Genomic DNA, 21,055 nt, shown 5'->3' with positions numbered 1-21,055 from the left:
CGGCGCGCAAAGCAAAGAGCAAAAAAGTTAGGTGAAGGTGTCCGGCTCGGCATGGGCGCTCAACTGTCGAAGGCGTTCTGCAGCCAGTTCAATTGGGCGGCGTTGCTGTCGATGGCAACCACGTCGAAGCGGCAGGGATGATCGGCCCAGCGAGGCTCGCTTTGCAGAAAATACTGCGCGGCAAAAACCAGCTTCTGGCGCTTGCGCTCGTCAATGCTGTCGAGCGCGCCACCCCATTGAGTATTTTTTCTGTAGCGGACTTCGACGAATACTACTGTATCGCCGTCAAGCATGACCAGATCAAGCTCGCCGCGTTTACACAACCAGTTCTGCGCCACCAGCCGCAGGCCTTGTTGCTGGAGATGCGCGAGGGCCTGGCCCTCGGCATCCCGTCCGCTTTGCTGGCGTGATCGGTCGGGCATCAGCGCTGGGTATCCGGCAGGCGCTGCACCTGGCCGTTGACGAACTCGGCCCAAGGCAGTTGACGCTGTACGCGCTGGGTTGGAGACACTGCCAGGCTGCCCGACAGGCCTTCGATGCGGCTGTCCGGCAGCGTCTTGAGCTGGCCCAGGCGCGGTGCCAGGCGATAGGCGTCTACACCCATCGCGTACAACCGGCCCAGGCTGCCGCCTGCCTGGGGCCACTGGGCGGTGACCTGCTTGCGCAGCGGGTCATTGGCGTCGAGCAGCCACGGGGTCTCGCAGAAGCGGATACCGCTCATGTCGTTGTACTGGTTCTGGTCACCGCTGGCGCTGAACACTGAAGACGTCGCGTAGACCGGCACATCACCTGCGTACTGGAAGTTCAGGGTGGGCTTGATCTGTTGGGCCTGTTGGGGCGTCGAGGCCAGGAAGATGAATTCGATGTCCTGGCGACGGGACGGCTGGGCTGCGACCGTGGTGCCAACGGTGCTTTGCAGGCTCTTGGCGCGACCTTCGCTCTGGCGCAGTTGGAACATGTCGGCGATCTGCTGGGCCAGTTGCACCGGCTGGTCGACCCGTTCGATTGCGATGATGGTGCCGCCATTGGCCTGCCAGTCCTGGCTGAAGGCTTTCAGGACACGATCGCCCCATTCACCCTTCGGTACCATGGCGGCGGCACGATGCAGGCCGTCGGCGCGGGCGCGACGGGAGACTTCGCGGGCTTCATCCTCGGGGGCCAGGCCGAACTGGAACAGTTGCGGTGGCCCTTGTTCGCCTTCGCTGTAGTTCAGCGCCAGGGTGGTGATCGGCAGTTGCGGGCGGGTGCTGATCTGCTTGACCAGTGGTTTTTCCAGCGGTCCGACTACCAGCTGCACGCCGTCGGCCTGGGCCTTGCGATAGAACTCGTCCATGGAGGTCAGGCTGGAGCTGTCATAGAACTGGATGCTTGGCGGCTTCTGACCGGCCTGCTGGGCCTGGTAGTGCGCGGCCATGAAGCCCTCACGCAAGGCCTTGGCAACCGCAGCCAGCTGGCCATTTTGTGGCAGCAGCAGGGCGATCTTGCTCAGCGGCTGGCTCGCCAGTTCCTTGAGCTTGACCAGGGGTGTCGGCAGTTGCAGGGCGGCGGGGTGCTTGGGGTTCTGTTCGCGCCAGTGGTCGATCGCCGCCTGCTGTTGTTCCAGGGTGCCGGCGGTCTTGACGGCCTGGGCCAGGCTCAGCCAGCCGCCAAGGTCGTCGTTGGAGCTTGGCTGCAACTGGTCGGTGGGCAGCGAGGCGATCAACGACCAGATGGCTTCGTGGTTCTTTGCCGCAGCGTCGTTTTCCAGCAGGGGTGCGATGAAAATGCGCTCCTTGGCGGCGGCCAGGGTCTGGCCATCGGCCTCCAGGGCGCGGGCGCGGACGGTACCGGTGCGAACCTGCTGTTCCACCGGCATTTCGCTCAGGTGTTGCAGGCTTGGGTGGCCCAGGGCGGTCAGTGCCGCCTTGGGCTGGTTGCGGGTCATCGCCAGTTCGGCCGACAGCGTGCTGGCAAAAATCTGCTGGCCGGGCTTGAGTTGTTCCATCGGCACTTGTTGCAGGATCTGTGCGGATTGGCCGGCATTGCCCTGGCGGTAGGCCAGGTCGGCAGCGCTCAGGCGCAGCAGGGCGGCTTTTTCCGGATTTTTGCTTTGAGTGGCCTGTTCGAGCAACTGCTCGATACTGGCATCCGGGGTGCGTGGAAGTTCGCCAAGGCTGGACGAGGGCGAGCTGGCGCAGGCCGCCAGGAGGGCAGCGAGGCAGAGGGCGGAGAGCAGCCGCAGGCAAGCGATCATGTAAGTGTTCCTGATACGAGATCAAATTAGCGTCGAATTGTACCCAAGCGCTGGCCGGGGCGCGATGTTAGTGGTGTGAATCGATCAATTTAGGTATTTCAAAGAGTGCGGTGCACCACAAAAGACGGGGATATTGACCTCCGTGGCGAGGGAGCAGGCTCCCTCGCCACAAGGGCTTGTGTAACCTTCCAGTGAGCGACATTGCCTCGGGTTACCCGTTACCGCGAACAGCCGAGACGGCCGCTACACGCTACAATGGCGGTTTTTACCGATCATGAGGTATGTGTCTTGACTGCTCCAGGTGCTTTGAATTCCGCTGCCGGCTCGCTTTATGTGGTGGCGACGCCCATCGGCAACCTGGACGATATCAGTGCCCGGGCGCTGAAAATCCTGCAGGAAGTTGCACTGATCGCAGCTGAGGACACGCGCCACTCCCAGCGCCTGCTGCAGCATTTTGGCATTTCCACGCCGTTGGCGGCCTGTCACGAACACAATGAACGGGATGAAGGCAGTCGTTTCATTACCCGGCTGCTGGCGGGCGATAACGTCGCGCTGATTTCCGATGCCGGTACGCCACTGATTTCCGATCCTGGCTATCATCTGGTGCGTCAGGCTCGGGCGGCGGGCATCAGCGTGGTGCCGGTGCCGGGCGCTTGTGCATTGATCGCGGCGCTGTCGGCGGCGGGCCTGCCGTCGGACCGTTTCATCTTCGAAGGTTTCCTGCCGGCCAAGGCGGTGGGGCGACGGGCGCGCCTGGAAGCTATAAAGGAAGAACCGCGCACGCTGATCTTCTATGAGGCGCCGCACCGCATTCTGGAATGCCTGCAGGACATGGAACTGGTGTTCGGCGCCGAGCGCCCGGCGCTGCTGGCTCGTGAGTTGACCAAGACCTTCGAAACCCTCAAGGGGTTGCCGTTGGCGGAGCTGCGAGCCTTCGTCGAAGGCGACAGCAACCAGCAGCGCGGCGAGTGTGTCGTCCTGGTGGCCGGATGGACAGCCCCGGAAAGTGAAGACGCTGTCAGCAGCGAAGCGATGCGCGTCCTGGACCTGCTACTCGAGGAAATGCCGCTCAAGCGTGCCGCGGCCCTTGCGGCGCAAATCACTGGCGAGCGCAAGAATGTGCTGTACCAGGTCGCACTGGAAAAACAGAAAGGCCAGTGAAACCAAGGTGAGGGTCTGGCCCAAGGCTTTTAGCGCTTGTTCTTCAAGCGCTCTACCGTTAACCTTCGCGGTGGAGAGTCGATCGGACAGTCGCTGCCCTCTATGAGAATTAGGGGGGGGAGGAAAGTCCGGGCTCCATAGGGCGAAGTGCCAGGTAATGCCTGGGAGGCGTGAGCCTACGGAAAGTGCCACAGAAAATAACCGCCTAAGCGCTTCGGCGCCGGTAAGGGTGAAAAGGTGCGGTAAGAGCGCACCGCACGGCTGGCAACAGTTCGTGGCTAGGTAAACCCCACTTGGAGCAAGACCAAATAGGGTCCCAAGGCGTGGCCCGCGCTGGGACCGGGTAGGTTGCTAAAGATGTCCAGTGATGGCCATCGTAGACGAATGACTGTTCAAGACAGAACCCGGCTTACAGATCGACTCTCCACCTTTTTCCCTCCCTGCCGGAATCACTGGCAGACGCAGTTCCTAATACCAAAAAAATCTTACTCTTAATAAATCACTTTAACTTGTGCGCGCAGCCGCCTGTGCTCATTCGGGTTGAGGCGAAAATTCCTACGTCAGATTCTTGTTACCCCTCCTGAAACGCTCCTAAATCTCCGATCTATAAGGCTTTTCCTTCAATCCGCGCCTTGACGGTGCGGTGGGCGCATTCCTATAGTGTGCGCAAGTGGCGGAAAGTGGCATGAAGTGGGTTTTTTTGAAGGTAAAACGCCAAAAAGTGGAGAAACGCAGACGTGTTTCGCGGAGCTAACGCTATCAGTCTCGATGCAAAAGGCCGTCTCGCTATGCCGAGCCGGTATCGTGACGAGCTCGTTTCGCGAAGTTCGGGGCAGTTAATCGTCACGATCGACGCCGTTGACCCATGTTTGTGTGTTTACCCTCTTGATGAGTGGGAAATCATCGAAACCAAACTGCGCGCACTGCCTTCGCTACGGGAAGAAAACCGCCGTTTGCAACGCTTGCTGATCGGTAATGCCGTCGACCTCGAACTCGATGGCAGTGGTCGTTTCCTGGTTCCACCGCGCCTGCGCGAGTACGCCAAGCTGGACAAGCGCGCGATGCTGGTGGGCCAACTGAACAAGTTCCAACTGTGGGACGAAGATGCCTGGAATGCGGTTTCTGCCGCCGACCTCGCTGCTATTCAACAACCGGGCGCCATGCCTGATGAACTGCGTGATTTGATCCTGTGACTATTGATAGCGGCTTTAACCACATCACCGTACTGCTTGACGAAGCCGTCGAGGCTCTCGCCGTACGTCCTGATGGCTGCTATCTGGACGGCACATTCGGGCGTGGCGGACACAGCCGGTTGATTCTCAGCAAGCTCGGTCCGGGTGGCCGGTTGCTGGGATTCGACAAGGATCCTCAAGCGATTGCCACCGGGCAAGCGCTGGCGGCCGAAGACGGCCGCTTTGTCATTGTGCAACGCAGCTTTGCCGAGCTGGCTTCGGAAGTCGCCGAGCGTGGCCTGGCCGGCAAGGTCAGTGGTGTGCTGCTCGACCTGGGCGTGTCTTCGCCACAACTGGACGACCCGGAGCGCGGCTTCAGCTTCCTCAATGACGGTCCGCTGGACATGCGTATGGACCCGTCCCGTGGCATCAGTGCCGCCGAATTCGTCAATACCGCCCCGGTGGAAGAAATCGCCCGTGTCTTCAAGGAATACGGTGAAGAGCGTTTCTCCGGCCGCATGGCCCGTGCCGTGGTCGAGCGGCGCGACATCAAGCCGTTCGAGCGCACCGGCGACCTGGCCGAGGTGCTGAAAGTTGCCAATCCGGCCTGGGAAAAGGGCAAGAACCCGGCGACCCGCGCGTTCCAGGGCTTGCGCATCCACGTCAATAACGAGCTGGGCGATCTGGAAGTCGGTCTTGAAGCGGCTCTTGAAGCGCTGGAGATCGGCGGTCGGCTGGTGGTGATCAGCTTCCATTCCCTGGAAGACCGCATCGTCAAGCTGTTCATGCGCAAACTCACCAAAGGCGAAGCCGATAACCTGCCGCGCAACCTGCCGGTGCGTTTCGAAGCCTTCGTGCCAAAAATCAAGATCCATGGCAAAGCGCAGTTCGCCTCCGAGGCTGAACTCAAGGCCAACCCGCGCGCCCGTAGCGCCGTCATGCGTGTTGCGGAGAAGTTGCGGTGAGCAAGCTCTTCGCCAAGCCACTGCCCGGCGGCAGCTTTTTCATGCTGCTGCTGTTTATCGGCGTGCTCGTGTCGGCCATCGCCGTGTCCTATAGCGCGCACTGGAACCGGCAGCTTCTCAATTCCCTTTACAACGAGCTGAGCGTGCGGGACAAGGCGCAGGCCGAGTGGGGCCGGTTGATCCTGGAGCAGAGCACCTGGACCGCCCATAGTCGTATCGAAGTGTTGGCCACCGAGCAGCTGAAAATGCGCATTCCCGGCGCTGCCGAAGTGCAGATGGTGGCGCCATGATGAAACTCGAAGGGGCGCTGTTCCCGTGGCGGTTTCGTCTGGTCCTGGGCTTGCTCGGGATCATGGTGGCGGCGATTTCGTGGCGCATCATCGACCTGCAAGTCGTCGACCGTGATTTCCTCAAGGGGCAGGGCGATGCGCGCAGTGTGCGGCATATTCCGATCCCGGCTCACCGTGGCCTGATCACCGACCGCAATGGCGAACCCCTGGCCGTGAGCACCCCGGTGACCACCTTGTGGGCCAACGCCAAGGAAATGCAGCTGGCCAAGGAAAAATGGCCAGCACTGGCCGCTGCCCTCGGGCAGGATCCCAAGGCCCTGGCCGAGCGCCTCGAAGCCCAGGCCAACAAGGAGTTCATCTATCTGGTGCGCGGGTTGACGCCCGAACAGGGCCAGAGCGTGCTCGACCTGAAAGTACCTGGTGTCTATGGCATCGAAGAGTTCCGGCGTTTCTACCCGGCCGGTGAAGTCACGGCCCATATGGTCGGGTTTACCGACATTGATGACCGAGGGCGGGAAGGTGTCGAACTGGCCTATGACGAATGGCTCGCCGGGGTCGCCGGTAAGCGCCAGGTCATCAAGGACCGGCGCGGCAGGCTGATCAAGGATGTCCAAGTCACCAAAAACGCCAAGGCCGGCAAGCCCTTGGCGTTGTCCATTGACCTGCGCCTGCAATACCTGGCCAACCGCGAGCTGCGCAATGCCATCGTCGAGAACGGTGCCAAGGCCGGCAGCCTGGTAATCATGGACGTGAAGACCGGCGAGATCCTGGCGATGGTCAACCAGCCGACCTACAACCCGAACAACCGTCGCAACCTGCAACCGGCGATGATGCGCAACCGCGCGATGATCGACGTGTTCGAGCCCGGTTCGACTATGAAAGCCGTGTCCATGGCCGCTGCCCTGGAAACCGGGCGCTGGAAACCGAGCGACACCGTCGAGGTGTACCCGGGCACCCTGCAGATCGGCAAGTACACCATTCGTGACGTGTCCAAGACCGAGGGCCCGGTGCTCGACCTGACCGGCATCCTGATCAACTCCAGTAACGTGGGCATGAGCAAGATCGCCTTCGATATCGGCGGCGAGACGATTTATCGCCTGGCCCAGAAAATCGGCCTCGGCCAGGACACCGGCCTGGGCTTCCCGGGCGAGCGTGTCGGCAACCTGCCGAACTACCGGGATTGGCGCAAGGCTGAAACGGCTACGTTGTCCTACGGTTACGGTGTTTCCGTGACGGCGATCCAACTGGTCCACGCGTTCTCCGCGCTGGCCAACAATGGCCGTATCGCACCACTGACCCTGATCAAGACCGACAAGGCGCCGCAGACCACCCAGGTGATCCCGGAGAATGTCGCCAAGACCATGCAGGGCATGCTGCAACAGGTGATCGAGGCGCCGCGCGGTGTCTATCGTGCCCAGGTGCCGGCCTATCACGTGGCAGGCAAATCGGGTACGGCCCGTAAAACCTCCGTGGGCACCAAAGGCTATGCCGAGAATTCCTACCGTTCGCTGTTTGCCGGCTTCGGCCCGATGAGCGACCCGCGCTACGCCATCGTCGTGGTCATCGACGAACCAAGCAAGGCGGGCTACTTCGGTGGCCTGGTCTCGGCGCCGGTGTTCAGCAAAGTGATGTCCGGCACCCTGCGCCTGATGAACATTACCCCGGATAACCTGCCGCCGACCCAGCAGGCCAATACCGCGCCGGTCGTTCCCTTGAAAGCCGATGGAGGGCGTGGCTGATGTCCCTGAGCCTGAACAAGATTTTTGCCCACGCCGGTCACGATCTGCTGATTCGTGAGCTGGCCCTGGACAGCCGCAATGTCCGCGCCGGGGATTTGTTCCTGGCGGTGCCGGGTGCCCGTTTCGATGGCCGTGCCCACATCGCCGATGCCCTGAAGCGTGGCGCGGCTGCCGTGGCTTATGAAGTGCAAGGCGCGACTGTGCTGCCGATCACCGATGTTCCGCTGATTCCAGTCAAGGGCCTGGCAGCGCAGCTGTCGGACATCGCCGGGCGTTTCTATGGCGAACCGAGCCGTCACCTGAACCTGGTGGGCGTGACCGGTACCAACGGCAAGACCAGCGTGACCCAACTGGTGGCCCAGGCCCTCGACCTGCTCGGCCAGCACTGCGGCATTGTCGGGACCCTGGGCAACGGCTTCCATGGCGCGCTGGAAAGCGGCCTGCACACCACGCCGAACCCGATTGCCGTGCAAGCGACCCTGGCTGACCTGAAAAAGGCTGGTGCCAAGGCCGTGGCGATGGAAGTCTCTTCCCATGGTTTGGACCAGGGCCGTGTGACCGCGCTGGCGTTCGATGTCGCGGTGCTGACCAACCTGTCCCGGGATCACCTGGATTACCACGGCACCATGCAGGCCTACGGTGAAGCCAAGGCCAAGCTGTTTGCCTGGAATGACCTGAAGTGCCGGGTCATCAACCTCGATGACGAATTCGGTCGGCAACTGGCTGCCGAAAAGCGCGAATCGCGATTGATCACCTACAGCCTGGAAGATGCCAGCGCCTACCTTTATGTACGCCAGGCGCAATTCAATGACGAAGGCGTGCGCGCCACCTTGGTCACGCCCCAGGGCGAGCACCATTTGCGCAGCACTTTGCTCGGCCGCTTCAACCTGAGCAACGTATTGGCGGCCATCGGCGCCTTGCTCGGCCTGGACTACGCGCTGGACGAAATTCTCAAGGTCTTGCCGAAGCTCGAGGGCCCGGCCGGTCGCATGCAGCGTTTGGGCGGTGGGACTCAACCACTGGTTGTGGTCGATTACGCCCATACCCCCGACGCGTTGGAAAAAGTTCTCACGGCCCTGCGTCCTCACGCCAAGGGCAAGTTGCTGTGCCTGTTCGGCTGCGGTGGCGATCGCGATCGCGGCAAACGCCCGTTGATGGCCGAAGTGGTGGAGCGGCTGGCAGACGGCGTGCTGGTCACCGACGACAACCCACGCAGCGAAGACCCGCAGCGGATTTTCGACGACATCCGCGCCGGTTTTGCGGCTGTGGATAACGTCACCTTCGTGGCTGGTCGCGGCCAGGCCATTGCCCAATTGATCGCCAGCGCCTCGGCGGACGATGTCGTTGTCCTGGCCGGCAAGGGCCACGAGGACTATCAGGAAATCAACGGCGAACGCCATGCGTTCTCCGACCTGGTGGAAGCCGATCATGCCCTGACCGCATGGGAGGTGGCCCATGCTTAAGGCCCTGAAGCTCAGCGAACTGACCAACGCCCTGAATGCGCGCCTCATCGCTGCGGACGCCACCTTCAACGGCGTCAGCATCGACAGCCGGGCGATCGCGCCGGGGCAATTGTTCGTCGCCCTGGCTGGGCCACGTTTCGATGGTCACGATTACTTGAACGAAGTCGCGGGCAAAGGTGCGGTCGCGGCCCTGGTCGAGCGCGAAGTGACCAACAGCACGCTGCCGCAATTACTCGTCAACGACACCCGCCAGGCCCTGGGCCAGCTCGGTGCGCTGAACCGCGCGGCGTTTGGCAACCCGGTCGCGGCCATCACCGGCTCCAGCGGCAAGACCACGGTCAAGGAAATGCTGGCCAGCATCCTGCGCACCCGCGGTCCGGTACTGGCGACTCGCGGCAATCTGAACAATGACCTTGGTGTGCCGCTGACCCTGCTGGAGCTGGCGCCGGAACACAGCGCCGCCGTCATCGAGCTGGGCGCTTCGCGGCTCGGCGAGATTGCCTACACCGTGGGCATGACCAAGCCTCATGTGGCGGTGCTCAACAACGCCGGGACTGCCCACGTCGGCGAGTTCGGCGGCCCGGAAAAAATCGTCGAGGCCAAGGGCGAGATCATCGAGGGGCTGGATGCCGATGGCGTCGCCGTGCTGAATCTCGACGACAAGGCCTTCGAAATCTGGAAGACCCGGGCGGGCGAGCGCAAGGTGCTGACCTTTGCCCTGAGCAATCTCGCCGCGAATTTCTACGCCAGCGACCTGGACCGCGACGCTCGTGGTTGCCCGGCCTTCAACTTGCACAGCCCGGATGGCGCCGAGCGGGTGCAGTTGAACCTGCTCGGCACTCATAACGTTGCCAACGCCCTGGCCGCGGCGGCTGCCGCCCATGCGCTGGGCGTGTCGCTGCCGGGCATTGTCGCCGGGCTGAACGCCGTGCAGCCGGTCAAGGGGCGCTCAGTTGCGCAACTGACCAGCAATGGCATGCGCGTGATCGACGACACCTATAACGCCAACCCGTCGTCCATGTGCGCGGCTGTGGATATCCTCGCCGGTTTCTCCGGCCGTACCGTATTGGTGCTGGGGGATATCGGTGAGCTGGGCGAGTGGGCGCAACAGGGGCATCACGATGTCGGTGCCTATGCGCGCGGCAAGGTCGACGCGCTGTATGCGGTCGGTCCGATGATGGCCCATGCAGTCGCCGCGTTTGGCGAACACGCACGGCATTTCACCACTCAGGCCGAACTGATCCAGGCCCTGGTCGCCGAGCAGGATCCGAACACCACCTTATTGATCAAGGGCTCACGCAGCGCAGCGATGGAAAACATCGTCGCGGCACTGTGCGGCGCCTCCACGGAGAAACATTAATGCTGCTGCTGCTAGCGGAGTACCTGCAACAGTTCTACAAAGGCTTCGCGGTCTTCCAGTACCTGACCCTGCGCGGGATCCTGGGTGTGCTGACCGCGCTGTCGTTGTCGCTGTTCCTGGGCCCGTGGATGATCCGCACCCTGCAGAACCTGCAAATCGGCCAGTCGGTTCGTAACGATGGCCCGCAATCGCACCTGTCCAAATCCGGCACCCCGACCATGGGCGGCGCGCTGATCCTGTCGTCCATCGGCATCAGCACCCTGCTCTGGGCCGACCTGGCGAACCGGTATGTCTGGGTCGTGCTGCTGGTGACCCTGCTCTTCGGCGCCATCGGCTGGGTCGACGACTACCGCAAGGTCATCGAGAAGAACTCCCGTGGGCTGCCAAGCCGCTGGAAGTATTTCTGGCAGTCGGTGTTCGGCCTCGGCGCGGCGATCTTCCTTTATATGACCGCCGCTTCGCCGGTGGAGACCACCCTGATCCTGCCGATGCTCAAGGACTACAGCATCCCACTGGGCGCAGGTTTCATCGTGCTGACCTACCTGGTGATCGTCGGTTCGAGCAACGCGGTCAACCTTACCGACGGCCTCGATGGCCTGGCGATCATGCCCACGGTCATGGTCGGCGGCGCCCTGGGGATTTTCTGCTACCTGTCGGGTAACGTGAAATTCGCTGAATACCTGTTGATCCCCTATGTGCCAGGGGCGGGCGAGCTGATCGTGTTCTGCGGAGCGCTGATCGGTGCCGGCCTGGGCTTCCTGTGGTTCAACACCTACCCGGCGCAAGTCTTCATGGGCGACGTCGGCGCGCTGGCGCTGGGCGCGGCCCTGGGTACCATCGCCGTCATCGTTCGCCAGGAAATCGTCCTGTTCATCATGGGCGGTGTGTTCGTGATGGAGACCCTGTCAGTCGTCATTCAGGTTGCTTCCTTTAAATTGACCGGCCGCCGCGTATTCCGCATGGCGCCGATCCACCACCACTTTGAACTCAAGGGCTGGCCCGAGCCGCGTGTGATCGTCCGTTTCTGGATCATCACTGTGATTCTGGTGCTGATCGGCCTTGCCACCCTGAAGCTGAGGTAGAACGAGTGTCCCTGATCGCTTCTGACCACTTCCGCATCGTTGTCGGCCTCGGCAAGAGCGGCATGTCCCTGGTTCGCTTCCTGGCGAGCCGGGGTGTGTCGTTTGCCGTCGCCGATACGCGGGAAAATCCACCTGAGCTGGCCACGCTGCGCCGTGACTATCCGCAGGTGGACGTGCGTTGTGGCGAGTTGGACGTCGAATTCCTGTGCCGCGCCGATGAGCTCTACGTGAGCCCCGGCCTGGCCCTGGCGACTCCAGCCCTGCAGGCGGCCGCTGCCCGTGGCGTGAAATTGTCCGGCGACATCGAGCTGTTCGCGCGTAACGCCAAGGCGCCGATCGTCGCCATCAGCGGTTCCAATGCCAAGAGCACTGTCACGACCCTGGTGGGCGAGATGGCCGCGGCGGCCGGCAAGCGCGTCGCCGTGGGCGGCAACCTCGGTACCCCGGCGCTGGACCTGCTCAGTGACGACGTCGAGCTGTACGTGATGGAGCTATCGAGCTTCCAGCTGGAAACCACCGACCACCTGGGCGCCGAAGTGGCGACCGTGCTCAATGTCAGCGAAGACCACATGGACCGCTACAGCGGCCTGCCGGCTTATCACCTGGCCAAGCACCGGATCTTCCGTGGTGCCCGGCAAGTGGTGTTCAACCGCCAGGACGCCCTGACTCGTCCGTTGTTGGGCGAGGGCATGCCGTGCTGGTCCTTCGGCCTGGGCGTGCCGGACTTCAAAGGCTTCGGGCTGCGCGAAGAGAATGGCGAGAAATACCTGGCCTTCGAATTCCAGAACCTGATGCCGGTGCGCGAACTGAAGATTCGTGGCGCCCACAACCAGGCCAATGCCCTGGCCGCGCTGGCCCTGGGGCATGCGGTCGGCCTGCCGTTCGACGCCATGCTCTCGGCCCTGCGTACCTTTGCCGGTCTTGAGCACCGCTGCCAGTGGGTGCGCGACCTGGACGGCGTGGCTTGGTACAACGACTCCAAGGCCACCAATGTCGGTGCCGCACTGGCGGCCATCGAAGGGCTGGGCGCGGACATCGAAGGCAAGCTCGTGCTGGTCGCCGGCGGCGACGGCAAGGGCGCCGACTTCAAGGACCTGCGCGACCCGGTGGCGGCCAACTGCCGTGCCGTGGTGCTGATGGGCCGTGACCGTGAATTGATCGCCCAGGCCCTCGGCGATGCCGTGCCGCTGGTTCGGGTCGGTTCGCTGGACGAGGCGGTGCAACAGTGCCGCGCCCTTGCGCAACCAGGCGATGCGGTGCTGTTGTCGCCGGCCTGCGCCAGTTTCGACATGTTCAAGAACTATGAAGAGCGCGGGCAGCTGTTCGCCCGGGCCGCGGAGGACTTGGCATGAGCCTGATGAACATCATCAAGCCGTACCCGTCGCCGCTGATCACTGGGCGCGGCATCGACCTGGATTTCCCGATGCTTGCCGGTTGCCTGGCCTTGCTGGGCCTTGGCCTGGTGATGATCACGTCCGCGTCGTCGGAAGTGGCCGCCGTGCAGTCGGGCAACACGCTTTACCACATGATCCGCCACTTGGTTTACCTGGTGATCGGCTTGGGTGCGTGCGTCGTCACCATGATGGTGCCGATCGCCACCTGGCAGCGCCTGGGCTGGATGATGCTGCTCGGTGCCTTCGGCCTGTTGGTGATGGTGCTGTTGCCGGGCATCGGCCGCGAGGTCAACGGCTCGATGCGCTGGATCGGCTTCAGTTTCTTCAACGTTCAGCCTTCGGAGATCGCCAAGGTCTTTGTGGTGATCTACCTCGCCGGTTACCTGGTGCGTCGCCAGAAAGAAGTGCGCGAGAGCTGGATGGGGTTCTTCAAGCCATTCATCGTGTTGCTGCCGATGGCGGGCCTGCTGCTGATGGAGCCGGACTTCGGCGCCACGGTGGTGATGATGGGCGCGGCGGCGGCCATGCTGTTCCTGGGCGGCGTCGGGCTGTTCCGGTTCACCCTGATGGTGGCGCTGGCGGTTGCCGCCGTGACGGTGCTGGTGCAGGCGCAACCCTATCGGATGGCGCGTTTGATCACCTTTACCGACCCGTGGGCCGACCAGTTCGGTTCCGGCTATCAATTGACCCAGGCGCTGATCGCCTTCGGTCGCGGCGAATGGCTGGGCGTAGGCCTGGGCAACAGCGTGCAGAAGCAGTTCTACCTGCCGGAAGCCCACACTGACTTCGTGTTCTCGGTATTGGCCGAAGAGCTGGGCGTGGTCGGCTCCTTGTGCACCGTTGCCTTGTTCGTATTCGTCTGCGTGCGCGGCATGTACATCGGCTTGTGGGCCGAGAAGGCCAAGCAGTTTTTTGCCGCTTACGTGGCGTATGGCTTGTCGTTCCTGTGGATCGGCCAGTTCCTGATCAACATCGGCGTGAACGTCGGCCTGCTGCCGACCAAGGGTTTGACGCTGCCGTTCCTCAGTTATGGCGGCAGCTCCCTGGTGATCTGCTGCGCCTGTCTCGGCCTGTTGTTGCGCATCGAATGGGAGAGTCGAACCCACCTGGGCAGCGAAGAGATGGAGTTTCAAGAGAGCGACTTCGCCGAGGAGCCGACTCATGGGCGCTAATGTGCTGATCATGGCGGGTGGTACCGGCGGGCACGTATTCCCGGCGCTGGCCTGTGCCCGGGAGTTCCAGGCGCGCGGCTACACCGTGCACTGGCTGGGCACGCCACGGGGCATCGAGAACGAACTGGTGCCAGCTGCCGGCCTTGAGCTGCACCGGATCGACGCCAGCGGCCTGCGGGGCAAGGGCAAGTTGTCGTTGCTCAAGGCGCCGCTGATGCTGCTCAAGTCGGTCTGGCAGGCGCGGGCGATCATCCGTCGGTTGCGCCCGGTGTGCGTGGTCGGGTTTGGCGGTTATGTGACCGGTCCTGGCGGTGTTGCGGCGAAATTGGCCGGTGTGCCGGTGATCGTTCACGAGCAGAACGCCGTGGCCGGTACCGCCAATCGGTTACTGGTGCCGTTGGCCGCCCGGGTCTGTGAAGCCTTTCCCGACACCTTTACCCTGTCGGGCAGCCGCCGCACCACTGGTAATCCGGTGCGTACCGAGCTGTTTTTCGATACACCGCGCCCGGCCCTGGCTGGACGCAAAGCGCGTTTGCTGGTCCTGGGCGGAAGCCTGGGGGCCGAACCGTTGAACAAATTGCTGCCCGAAGCCCTGTCGCAGGTCGCCCCCGAACTGCGCCCGGAAGTGTTTCACCAGGCCGGCAAAAACCACGATGAAGTGACCGCCGAGCGCTACCGCGCCGTTGGCGTCGAGGCGCAAGTGCAGCCTTTCATCAAAGACATGGCCCAAGCCTATGGCTGGGCCGACCTGGTGGTCTGCCGCGCAGGCGCGCTGACCATCAGTGAACTGGCTGCCGCCGGTCTGCCCTCGATGCTGGTGCCTTTGCCTCACGCCATCGACGATCACCAGACCCGTAACGCCGATTATTTGGCCCGTGAAGGCGCTGCCTTCCTGATGCCGCAAAGAACGACTGGTGCCGCGGATCTTGCCGCCCGCCTGACAGAGGTTTTGATGCAGCCGCAACGACTTGAAGACATGGCCCGCGCCGCACGCCGCCTGGCCAAACCCGATGCCACGACCCAAGTGGTCGATACCTGCCTGGAGGTGGCCCATGGTTGAGAATCGCAAAGCCATGCCGCAACCGGAAATGCGCCGTATCCGCCGCATCCACTTCGTCGGTATCGGCGGCGTGGGCATGTGCGGGATCGCCGAGGTGCTGCTGAACCTGGGTTACCAGGTCTCGGGTTCCGACCTGAAGGCCTCCCCGGTCACCGAGCGCCTGGAATCCTTCGGTGCGCAGATCTTTATCGGCCACCGTGCCGAGAACGCCGCCAATGCCGACGTGCTGGTGGTTTCCAGTGCCGTGAACACCTCCAACCCGGAAGTCGCCACTGCCCTGGAGCGCCGTATCCCCGTGGTGCCACGGGCCGAGATGCTGGCCGAGCTGATGCGCTATCGCCACGGCATCGCCGTCGCCGGTACCCACGGCAAGACCACCACCACCAGCCTGATCGCCTCGGTGTTCGCGGCCGGTGGCCTGGACCCGACTTTCGTGATCGGTGGTCGTCTGAACGCTGCGGGCACCAATGCCCAGCTGGGCACCAGCCGCTACCTGATCGCCGAAGCCGACGAGAGCGATGCGAGCTTCCTGCACCTGCAACCGCTGGTGGCCGTGGTCACCAACATCGACGCCGACCACATGGCGACCTACGACGGTGACTTCAACAAACTGAAGAAAACCTTCGTCGAGTTCCTGCACAACCTGCCGTTCTACGGTTTGGCGGTGGTGTGCCTGGACGACCCGGTGGTGCGTGAAATCCTTCCGCTGATCAAGCGTCCGACCATGACCTACGGTTTTGGCGAAGAAGCCGACGTGCGCGCCATCAACGTGCGCCAGCAGGGCATGCAGACGTTCTTTACCGTGCTGCGCCCTGATCGCGAGCCGTTGGATGTGTCGGTGAACATGCCCGGCAATCACAACGTACTCAATGCCTTGGCCACCATCTGCATCGCCACCGACGAAGGCGTCAGCGATGAAGCCATTGTCCAGGGCCTGTCCGGGTTCCAGGGCGTGGGCCGACGTTTCCAGGTCTACGGCGAACTGCCGGTGGACGGCGGCAACGTGATGCTGGTGGACGACTACGGCCACCACCCGACCGAAGTCGCGGCGGTGATCAAGGCCGTGCGCGGTGGCTGGCCGGAGCGGCGCCTGGTGATGGTCTACCAGCCGCACCGCTACAGCCGCACCCGCGACCTGTACGACGATTTCGTCCAGGTGCTGGCCGACGCCAACGTACTGCTGCTGATGGAAGTCTACCCGGCCGGTGAAGAGCCGATCCCGGGGGCTGACAGCCGCCAGCTGTGCCACAGCATTCGCCAGCGCGGCCAGTTGGACCCGATCTACATCGAACGCGGCGTGGACCTCGCGCCGTTGGTCAAGCCGCTGCTGCGCGCCGGCGACATCCTGCTGTGCCAGGGTGCCGGTGACATTGGGGGCCTGGCCCCGAAACTGTTGAACAGTCCGTTATTCGCCGGGGCAATCGTGGCTTCCAGCGAGGGGAAATTGAAATGACTGCTGCCTACGCCAACCTGGTCTCGACCCTTGATCCGAAAGCCTTCGGCCGCGTTGCCGTGCTGTTCGGCGGCAAGAGCGCCGAGCGCGAGGTGTCCCTCAAGTCCGGCAACGCCGTGCTGCACGCCCTGCAAAGCGCCGGCGTCGACGCATTCGGCATCGACGTGGGCGACGATTTCCTGCAGCGCCTGCTGAGCGAAAAAATCGACCGTGCGTTCATCATCCTGCACGGCCGTGGCGGCGAAGATGGCAGCATGCAAGGCCTGCTCGAGTGCCTGGGCATTCCTTACACCGGCAGCGGCATCCTGGCTTCCGCCCTGGCGATGGACAAGCTGCGCACCAAGCAGGTCTGGCACAGCCTTGGCATTCCAACACCGCGTCACGCCGTGCTGGCGTCCGAGGCCGATTGTATTTCGGCGGCCACGGAACTGGGCTTCCCTTTGATCGTCAAACCGGCCCATGAAGGTTCAAGTATCGGCATGGCGAAAGTGAATTCGCTGCCTGAGTTGACCGCGGCATGGAAAGACGCCAGTTCCTACGATTCGCAAGTGTTGGTCGAACAATGGATCTCCGGTCCCGAGTTCACCATCGCCACCCTGCGTGACCAGGTGTTGCCCCCGATTGCGCTGGGCACGCCCCACACGTTCTATGACTACGACGCCAAGTACGTCGCCAACGATACCCAGTACCGCATTCCCTGCGGGCTGGACGCCGCCAAGGAAAAACAACTGATGGACCTCACGGCCAAGGCCTGTGAGGCGCTGGGTATTGCCGGTTGGGGCAGGGCAGACGTGATGCAGGACGCCGATGGGCAGTTCTGGTTCCTGGAAGTCAACACCGCACCTGGTATGACCGACCACAGCCTGGTGCCGATGGCGGCTCGCGCCGCCGGTCTGGATTTCCAGCAACTGGTGGTGTCGATCCTGGCCGCCAGTGTCGGCCATCAAGAGCCAAGAGGTTAAGCCATGCAAGGCGCATCGCTTCGTCATCAGCCATCCGCTCCCGGTCGCAAGCCGGTGCCGCGGGGTGCCAGCCGAATGGTGGCCAAAGAGCCGATGTCGGCGCGCTTGCCGAAAGCCAATTTTGGTTTTCTCAAGAGCTTGTTCTGGCCGGTGCTGCTGGTGGCGTTGGGGTTCGGTACGTATGAAGGCGCGCAACGGTTGCTGCCTTATGCCGACCGGCCGATCGCCCGGATCAACGTCCAGGGCGACCTGAGCTACATCAGTCAGCAGGCCGTGCAGCAGCGGATCGCTCCGTTCGTCGCGTCGAGTTTCTTCACCATCGACCTGGCGGGCATGCGCACGGAGCTGGAACAGATGCCTTGGATCGCCCACGCCGAAGTCCGCCGGGTGTGGCCTGACCAGGTGTCGATCCGCCTGGAAGAGCAATTGCCGGTGGCCCGTTGGGGCGACGAGTCGTTGTTGAACAACCAGGGCCAGGCGTTTACGCCGCGGGAACTGGCCAACTATGAACATTTGCCACAACTGTTCGGCCCACAGCGGGCCCAGCAGCAAGTGATGCAGCAATACCAGGTGTTGAGCCAGATGTTGCGGCCATTGGGCTTCTCCATCGCGCGCCTGGAATTGCGTGAGCGCGGCAGTTGGTTTTTGACCACTGGCGCGGGTAGCTCGGGGCCGGGCATCGAGCTGTTGCTCGGTCGCGGCAACCTGGTGGAAAAGATGCGCCGCTTCATCGCCATCTATGACAAGACGCTTAAAGAACAGATTACGAACATTGCGCGCATCGATCTGCGCTACGCCAACGGCCTGGCTGTTGGCTGGCGGGAACCTGTAGCGCCCACGACGGCCGCACCCGCCGTCGCGAAGAATTAAGAAGAGGCAGGACCCATGGCAAACGTGCAAAGCGGGAAAATGATCGTCGGTCTCGATATCGGCACTTCCAAGGTGGTGGCGCTGGTAGGCGAAGTCGCGGACGACGGCACGCTGGTCATCGTCGGGATCGGTACACACCCGTCCCGCGGCTTGAAAAAAGGCGTGGTGGTGAACATCGAGTCCACCGTGCAATCGATCCAGCGCGCCATCGAAGAGGCGCAGCTGATGGCCGGTTGCCGGATCCACTCGGCGTTCGTCGGCGTGGCGGGCAATCACATCCGCAGCCTGAACTCCCACGGCATCGTGGCGATTCGTGATCGCGAAGTCAGCTCCGCCGACCTTGAGCGCGTACTCGACGCGGCCCAGGCCGTGGCGATCCCGGCCGACCAGCGTGTGCTGCACACCCTGCCGCAGGATTACGTGATCGATAACCAGGAAGGCGTGCGCGAACCCCTGGGCATGTCCGGCGTGCGCCTGGAAGCCAAGGTCCACGTGGTGACCTGTGCGGTGAACGCGGCGCAGAACATCGAGAAATGCGTGCGCCGCTGCGGCCTGGAAATCGACGACATCATCCTCGAGCAACTGGCTTCGGCCTACTCGGTGCTGACCGACGACGAGAAAGAGCTGGGCGTGTGCCTGGTGGACATCGGCGGCGGTACCACCGACATCGCGATCTTCACCGAAGGCGCCATTCGCCACACGGCGGTGATCCCGATTGCCGGTGACCAGGTGACCAACGACATCGCCATGGCGTTGCGCACCCCGACCCAGTACGCCGAGGAAATCAAGATCCGTTACGCCTGCGCCCTGGCGAAGCTGGCCGGTGCCGGCGAAACCATCAAGGTGCCAAGCGTCGGCGACCGTCCACCGCGCGAACTGTCGCGCCAGGCCCTGGCCGAAGTGGTCGAGCCGCGTTACGACGAGCTGTTCACGCTGATCCAGGCCGAACTGCGTCGCAGTGGCTACGAAGACCTGATCCCGGCCGGCATCGTGCTGACCGGCGGTACGTCGAAGATGGAAGGCGCGGTCGAGCTGGCCGAAGAGATTTTCCACATGCCGGTGCGCCTGGGCGTGCCCCATGGCATCAAGGGCCTGGATGACGTGGTCCGCAACCCGATTTATTCCACCGGCGTGGGCCTGTTGATGTACGGCCTGCAGAAACAGTCCGACGGGATTTCGTTTTCAGGGATTGGCAGCCGCGACAGCTACAGCAGCGACGAGCCGAAGGCTCCGCTGTTCGAGCAGCTCAAGGCTTGGGTCAAAGGCAACTTTTAAACAGTTTCAAAGCTTCACGCGGCAAGTTTCAGGCTTGGCGCTGGAAGACGCGGCAAACGCAGTAGGCGAAAAAACTAGAGAATGAAAGGAGAGGGAAAATGTTCGAACTCGTAGACAACATCCCCGCTAGCCCGGTTATCAAAGTAATCGGTGTCGGCGGTGGCGGCGGCAACGCTGTCAACCACATGGTCAAGAGCAACATTGAAGGCGTTGAATTCATCTGCGCCAACACTGATGCCCAGGCGCTGAAATCCATCGGCGCGCGGACCATCCTGCAATTGGGCACTGGCGTGACCAAAGGCCTGGGCGCCGGCGCCAACCCGGAAGTCGGTCGTCAGGCCGCTCTCGAAGACCGTGAGCGCATCGCTGAAGTCCTGCAAGGCACCAACATGGTGTTCATCACCACGGGCATGGGCGGCGGCACCGGTACTGGTGCGGCGCCGATCATTGCCGAAGTGGCCAAGGAAATGGGGATCCTCACCGTTGCGGTGGTGACTCGTCCGTTCCCTTTCGAAGGCCGCAAGCGTATGCAGATCGCCGACGAAGGTATCCGTCTGCTGTCTGAAAGCGTCGACTCGTTGATCACCATTCCCAACGAGAAGCTGCTGACCATCCTGGGTAAAGACGCAAGCCTGCTGTCGGCTTTCGCCAAGGCTGACGACGTACTGGCCGGTGCCGTTCGCGGTATCTCCGACATCATCAAGCGTCCAGGCATGATCAACGTCGACTTTGCCGACGTACGGACTGTCATGAGCGAAATGGGCATGGCAATGATGGGCACTGGCTGCGCCAGCGGTCCGAACCGTGCACGCGAGGCCACCGAAGCGGCCATCCGCAACCCGTTGCTCGAAGACGTGAACCTGCAAGGTGCACGCGGTATCCTGGTGAACATCACCGCCGGTCCTGACCTGTCCCTGGGTGAGTACTCCGACGTGGGTAGCATCATCGAAGCCTTCGCTTCCGAGCACGCGATGGTCAAGGTCGGTACCGTTATCGATCCGGACATGCGCGACGAGCTGCACGTTACCGTGGTTGCCACGGGCCTGGGCGCGAAAATCGAGAAGCCTGTGAAGGTCATCGACAACACCGTTCACACTTCCATGGCTTCGCAACCGCAACAACAAGTGGCTTCGCGTCAGGAAGCGCCTGCGGTGAACTACCGTGACCTGGACCGTCCGACCGTCATGCGCAACCAGGCCCAGGCCGGTACTGCGACTGCCGCGAAGATGAATCCGCAAGACGATCTGGATTACCTGGACATCCCGGCTTTCCTGCGTCGTCAGGCCGATTGATGAAATGTATCAGGGGGATACGGGTGATTGGTGTTCAGCAAAGGTCTGGTCTGCTATCATCGCCAGCCTTTGTTGATACCAGTTCGCAATTTGCGCTGAAGCGGCCCATGCC

At 62.7% G+C, this 21,055-nt stretch carries 18 protein-coding genes and 1 other RNA gene; 17 read left to right on the top strand and 2 right to left on the bottom strand.

All coding sequences use genetic code 11. From position 1 onward, the window contains the following. Positions 1 to 59: 59 nt before the first annotated feature. Together LOY50_RS23295 and LOY50_RS23290 are read right to left on the bottom strand one after the other, a co-directional pair. Positions 60 to 422, bottom strand: a complete 363-nt coding sequence (locus LOY50_RS23295; protein ID WP_058545587.1) for a YraN family protein — start codon at positions 420 to 422, stop codon at positions 60 to 62. Beyond that, entirely contained in the window at positions 422 to 2,233 is a 1,812-nt protein-coding gene (locus LOY50_RS23290) for a penicillin-binding protein activator (RefSeq protein WP_214512355.1), read from the bottom strand. Before LOY50_RS23290 ends, LOY50_RS23295 begins: the two co-directional genes overlap by 1 nt. A 255-nt stretch (positions 2,234 to 2,488) precedes the next feature. On the opposite strand from LOY50_RS23290, the gene rsmI reads away from it, so the two are divergent. From rsmI to ftsZ, 17 genes are all read left to right on the top strand, one after another. After that, on the top strand, positions 2,489 to 3,394 hold the full coding sequence (rsmI, locus tag LOY50_RS23285) for a 16S rRNA (cytidine(1402)-2'-O)-methyltransferase (RefSeq protein WP_253477910.1): 906 nt from the start codon (positions 2,489 to 2,491) through the stop codon (positions 3,392 to 3,394). A gap of 74 nt (positions 3,395 to 3,468) precedes the next feature. Continuing rightward, positions 3,469 to 3,822: RNase P RNA component class A (rnpB, locus tag LOY50_RS23280), an RNA gene on the top strand. A 309-nt stretch (positions 3,823 to 4,131) separates the two neighbouring features. Next, a complete protein-coding gene (gene mraZ / locus LOY50_RS23275; RefSeq protein WP_003205355.1) occupies positions 4,132 to 4,587 on the top strand; it encodes a division/cell wall cluster transcriptional repressor MraZ in 456 nt (151 codons plus the stop codon). Further along, a complete protein-coding gene (gene rsmH, locus LOY50_RS23270) occupies positions 4,584 to 5,531 on the top strand; it encodes a 16S rRNA (cytosine(1402)-N(4))-methyltransferase RsmH (RefSeq protein ID WP_003205354.1) in 948 nt (315 codons plus the stop codon). Before mraZ ends, rsmH begins: the two co-directional genes overlap by 4 nt. Next, complete coding sequence (ftsL, locus tag LOY50_RS23265; RefSeq protein WP_072348519.1) at positions 5,528 to 5,821, top strand: cell division protein FtsL; 294 nt, start codon at positions 5,528 to 5,530, stop codon at positions 5,819 to 5,821. The genes rsmH and ftsL overlap by 4 nt, the downstream gene beginning before the upstream one ends. Then, positions 5,821 to 7,560: a penicillin-binding protein 2 gene (locus LOY50_RS23260; RefSeq protein ID WP_258691268.1), complete on the top strand. Its 1,740-nt coding sequence runs from the start codon at positions 5,821 to 5,823 to the stop codon at positions 7,558 to 7,560. The genes ftsL and LOY50_RS23260 overlap by 1 nt, the downstream gene beginning before the upstream one ends. Next, positions 7,560 to 9,023: a UDP-N-acetylmuramoyl-L-alanyl-D-glutamate--2,6-diaminopimelate ligase gene (locus LOY50_RS23255; RefSeq protein ID WP_253477907.1), complete on the top strand. Its 1,464-nt coding sequence runs from the start codon at positions 7,560 to 7,562 to the stop codon at positions 9,021 to 9,023. Before LOY50_RS23260 ends, LOY50_RS23255 begins: the two co-directional genes overlap by 1 nt. Further along, positions 9,016 to 10,383, top strand: a complete 1,368-nt coding sequence (murF, locus tag LOY50_RS23250) for a UDP-N-acetylmuramoyl-tripeptide--D-alanyl-D-alanine ligase (RefSeq protein ID WP_258689300.1) — start codon at positions 9,016 to 9,018, stop codon at positions 10,381 to 10,383. The genes LOY50_RS23255 and murF overlap by 8 nt, the downstream gene beginning before the upstream one ends. Continuing rightward, positions 10,383 to 11,465 carry a phospho-N-acetylmuramoyl-pentapeptide-transferase gene (gene mraY, locus LOY50_RS23245; RefSeq protein WP_253477901.1) on the top strand — a complete coding sequence of 361 codons (1,083 nt, stop codon included), beginning with the start codon at positions 10,383 to 10,385 and terminating at the stop codon, positions 11,463 to 11,465. Before murF ends, mraY begins: the two co-directional genes overlap by 1 nt. Before the next feature lie 5 nt (positions 11,466 to 11,470). After that, positions 11,471 to 12,817 carry a UDP-N-acetylmuramoyl-L-alanine--D-glutamate ligase gene (gene murD, locus LOY50_RS23240; RefSeq protein WP_258689299.1) on the top strand — a complete coding sequence of 449 codons (1,347 nt, stop codon included), beginning with the start codon at positions 11,471 to 11,473 and terminating at the stop codon, positions 12,815 to 12,817. Next, complete coding sequence (gene ftsW / locus LOY50_RS23235) at positions 12,814 to 14,031, top strand: putative lipid II flippase FtsW (RefSeq protein ID WP_408980820.1); 1,218 nt, start codon at positions 12,814 to 12,816, stop codon at positions 14,029 to 14,031. The genes murD and ftsW overlap by 4 nt, the downstream gene beginning before the upstream one ends. After that, a complete protein-coding gene (gene murG / locus LOY50_RS23230) occupies positions 14,021 to 15,091 on the top strand; it encodes an undecaprenyldiphospho-muramoylpentapeptide beta-N-acetylglucosaminyltransferase (protein ID WP_214512361.1) in 1,071 nt (356 codons plus the stop codon). The genes ftsW and murG overlap by 11 nt, the downstream gene beginning before the upstream one ends. Further along, positions 15,084 to 16,544, top strand: a complete 1,461-nt coding sequence (gene murC / locus LOY50_RS23225) for a UDP-N-acetylmuramate--L-alanine ligase (RefSeq protein ID WP_003205345.1) — start codon at positions 15,084 to 15,086, stop codon at positions 16,542 to 16,544. The genes murG and murC overlap by 8 nt, the downstream gene beginning before the upstream one ends. Then, positions 16,541 to 17,506 (top strand): D-alanine--D-alanine ligase, encoded by a 966-nt coding sequence (locus LOY50_RS23220; RefSeq protein ID WP_258689298.1) that lies wholly within the window; start codon positions 16,541 to 16,543, stop codon positions 17,504 to 17,506. Before murC ends, LOY50_RS23220 begins: the two co-directional genes overlap by 4 nt. A 3-nt stretch (positions 17,507 to 17,509) precedes the next feature. Continuing rightward, positions 17,510 to 18,376 (top strand): cell division protein FtsQ/DivIB, encoded by an 867-nt coding sequence (locus LOY50_RS23215; RefSeq protein ID WP_025215394.1) that lies wholly within the window; start codon positions 17,510 to 17,512, stop codon positions 18,374 to 18,376. 15 nt (positions 18,377 to 18,391) lie between these two features. After that, positions 18,392 to 19,651: a cell division protein FtsA gene (gene ftsA, locus LOY50_RS23210; protein ID WP_253477895.1), complete on the top strand. Its 1,260-nt coding sequence runs from the start codon at positions 18,392 to 18,394 to the stop codon at positions 19,649 to 19,651. A 98-nt stretch (positions 19,652 to 19,749) separates the two neighbouring features. After that, positions 19,750 to 20,943 carry a cell division protein FtsZ gene (gene ftsZ, locus LOY50_RS23205; RefSeq protein ID WP_003205341.1) on the top strand — a complete coding sequence of 398 codons (1,194 nt, stop codon included), beginning with the start codon at positions 19,750 to 19,752 and terminating at the stop codon, positions 20,941 to 20,943. Positions 20,944 to 21,055: the final 112 nt, after the last annotated feature.

The sequence above is a fragment of the Pseudomonas sp. B21-010 genome, from assembly GCF_024749325.1.
Classification (GTDB): domain Bacteria; phylum Pseudomonadota; class Gammaproteobacteria; order Pseudomonadales; family Pseudomonadaceae; genus Aquipseudomonas; species Aquipseudomonas kilonensis.
Note: the sequence above shows the minus strand (reverse complement) of the source record. Positions and strands in the feature narration are given on the sequence as shown.

Coding starts and splice junctions, on each gene's coding strand:
- LOY50_RS23295 (WP_058545587.1), bottom strand. CDS start 422: ATGCCCGACCGATCACGCCAGCAAAGCGGACGGGATGCCGAGGGCCAG.
- LOY50_RS23290 (WP_214512355.1), bottom strand. CDS start 2,233: ATGATCGCTTGCCTGCGGCTGCTCTCCGCCCTCTGCCTCGCTGCCCTC.
- rsmI (WP_253477910.1), top strand. CDS start 2,489: ATGGCGGTTTTTACCGATCATGAGGTATGTGTCTTGACTGCTCCAGGT.
- LOY50_RS23260 (WP_258691268.1), top strand. CDS start 5,821: ATGAAACTCGAAGGGGCGCTGTTCCCGTGGCGGTTTCGTCTGGTCCTG.
- LOY50_RS23255 (WP_253477907.1), top strand. CDS start 7,560: ATGTCCCTGAGCCTGAACAAGATTTTTGCCCACGCCGGTCACGATCTG.
- murF (WP_258689300.1), top strand. CDS start 9,016: ATGCTTAAGGCCCTGAAGCTCAGCGAACTGACCAACGCCCTGAATGCG.
- mraY (WP_253477901.1), top strand. CDS start 10,383: ATGCTGCTGCTGCTAGCGGAGTACCTGCAACAGTTCTACAAAGGCTTC.
- ftsW (WP_408980820.1), top strand. CDS start 12,814: ATGAGCCTGATGAACATCATCAAGCCGTACCCGTCGCCGCTGATCACT.
- murG (WP_214512361.1), top strand. CDS start 14,021: ATGGGCGCTAATGTGCTGATCATGGCGGGTGGTACCGGCGGGCACGTA.
- murC (WP_003205345.1), top strand. CDS start 15,084: ATGGTTGAGAATCGCAAAGCCATGCCGCAACCGGAAATGCGCCGTATC.
- LOY50_RS23220 (WP_258689298.1), top strand. CDS start 16,541: ATGACTGCTGCCTACGCCAACCTGGTCTCGACCCTTGATCCGAAAGCC.
- LOY50_RS23215 (WP_025215394.1), top strand. CDS start 17,510: ATGCAAGGCGCATCGCTTCGTCATCAGCCATCCGCTCCCGGTCGCAAG.
- ftsA (WP_253477895.1), top strand. CDS start 18,392: ATGGCAAACGTGCAAAGCGGGAAAATGATCGTCGGTCTCGATATCGGC.
- ftsZ (WP_003205341.1), top strand. CDS start 19,750: ATGTTCGAACTCGTAGACAACATCCCCGCTAGCCCGGTTATCAAAGTA.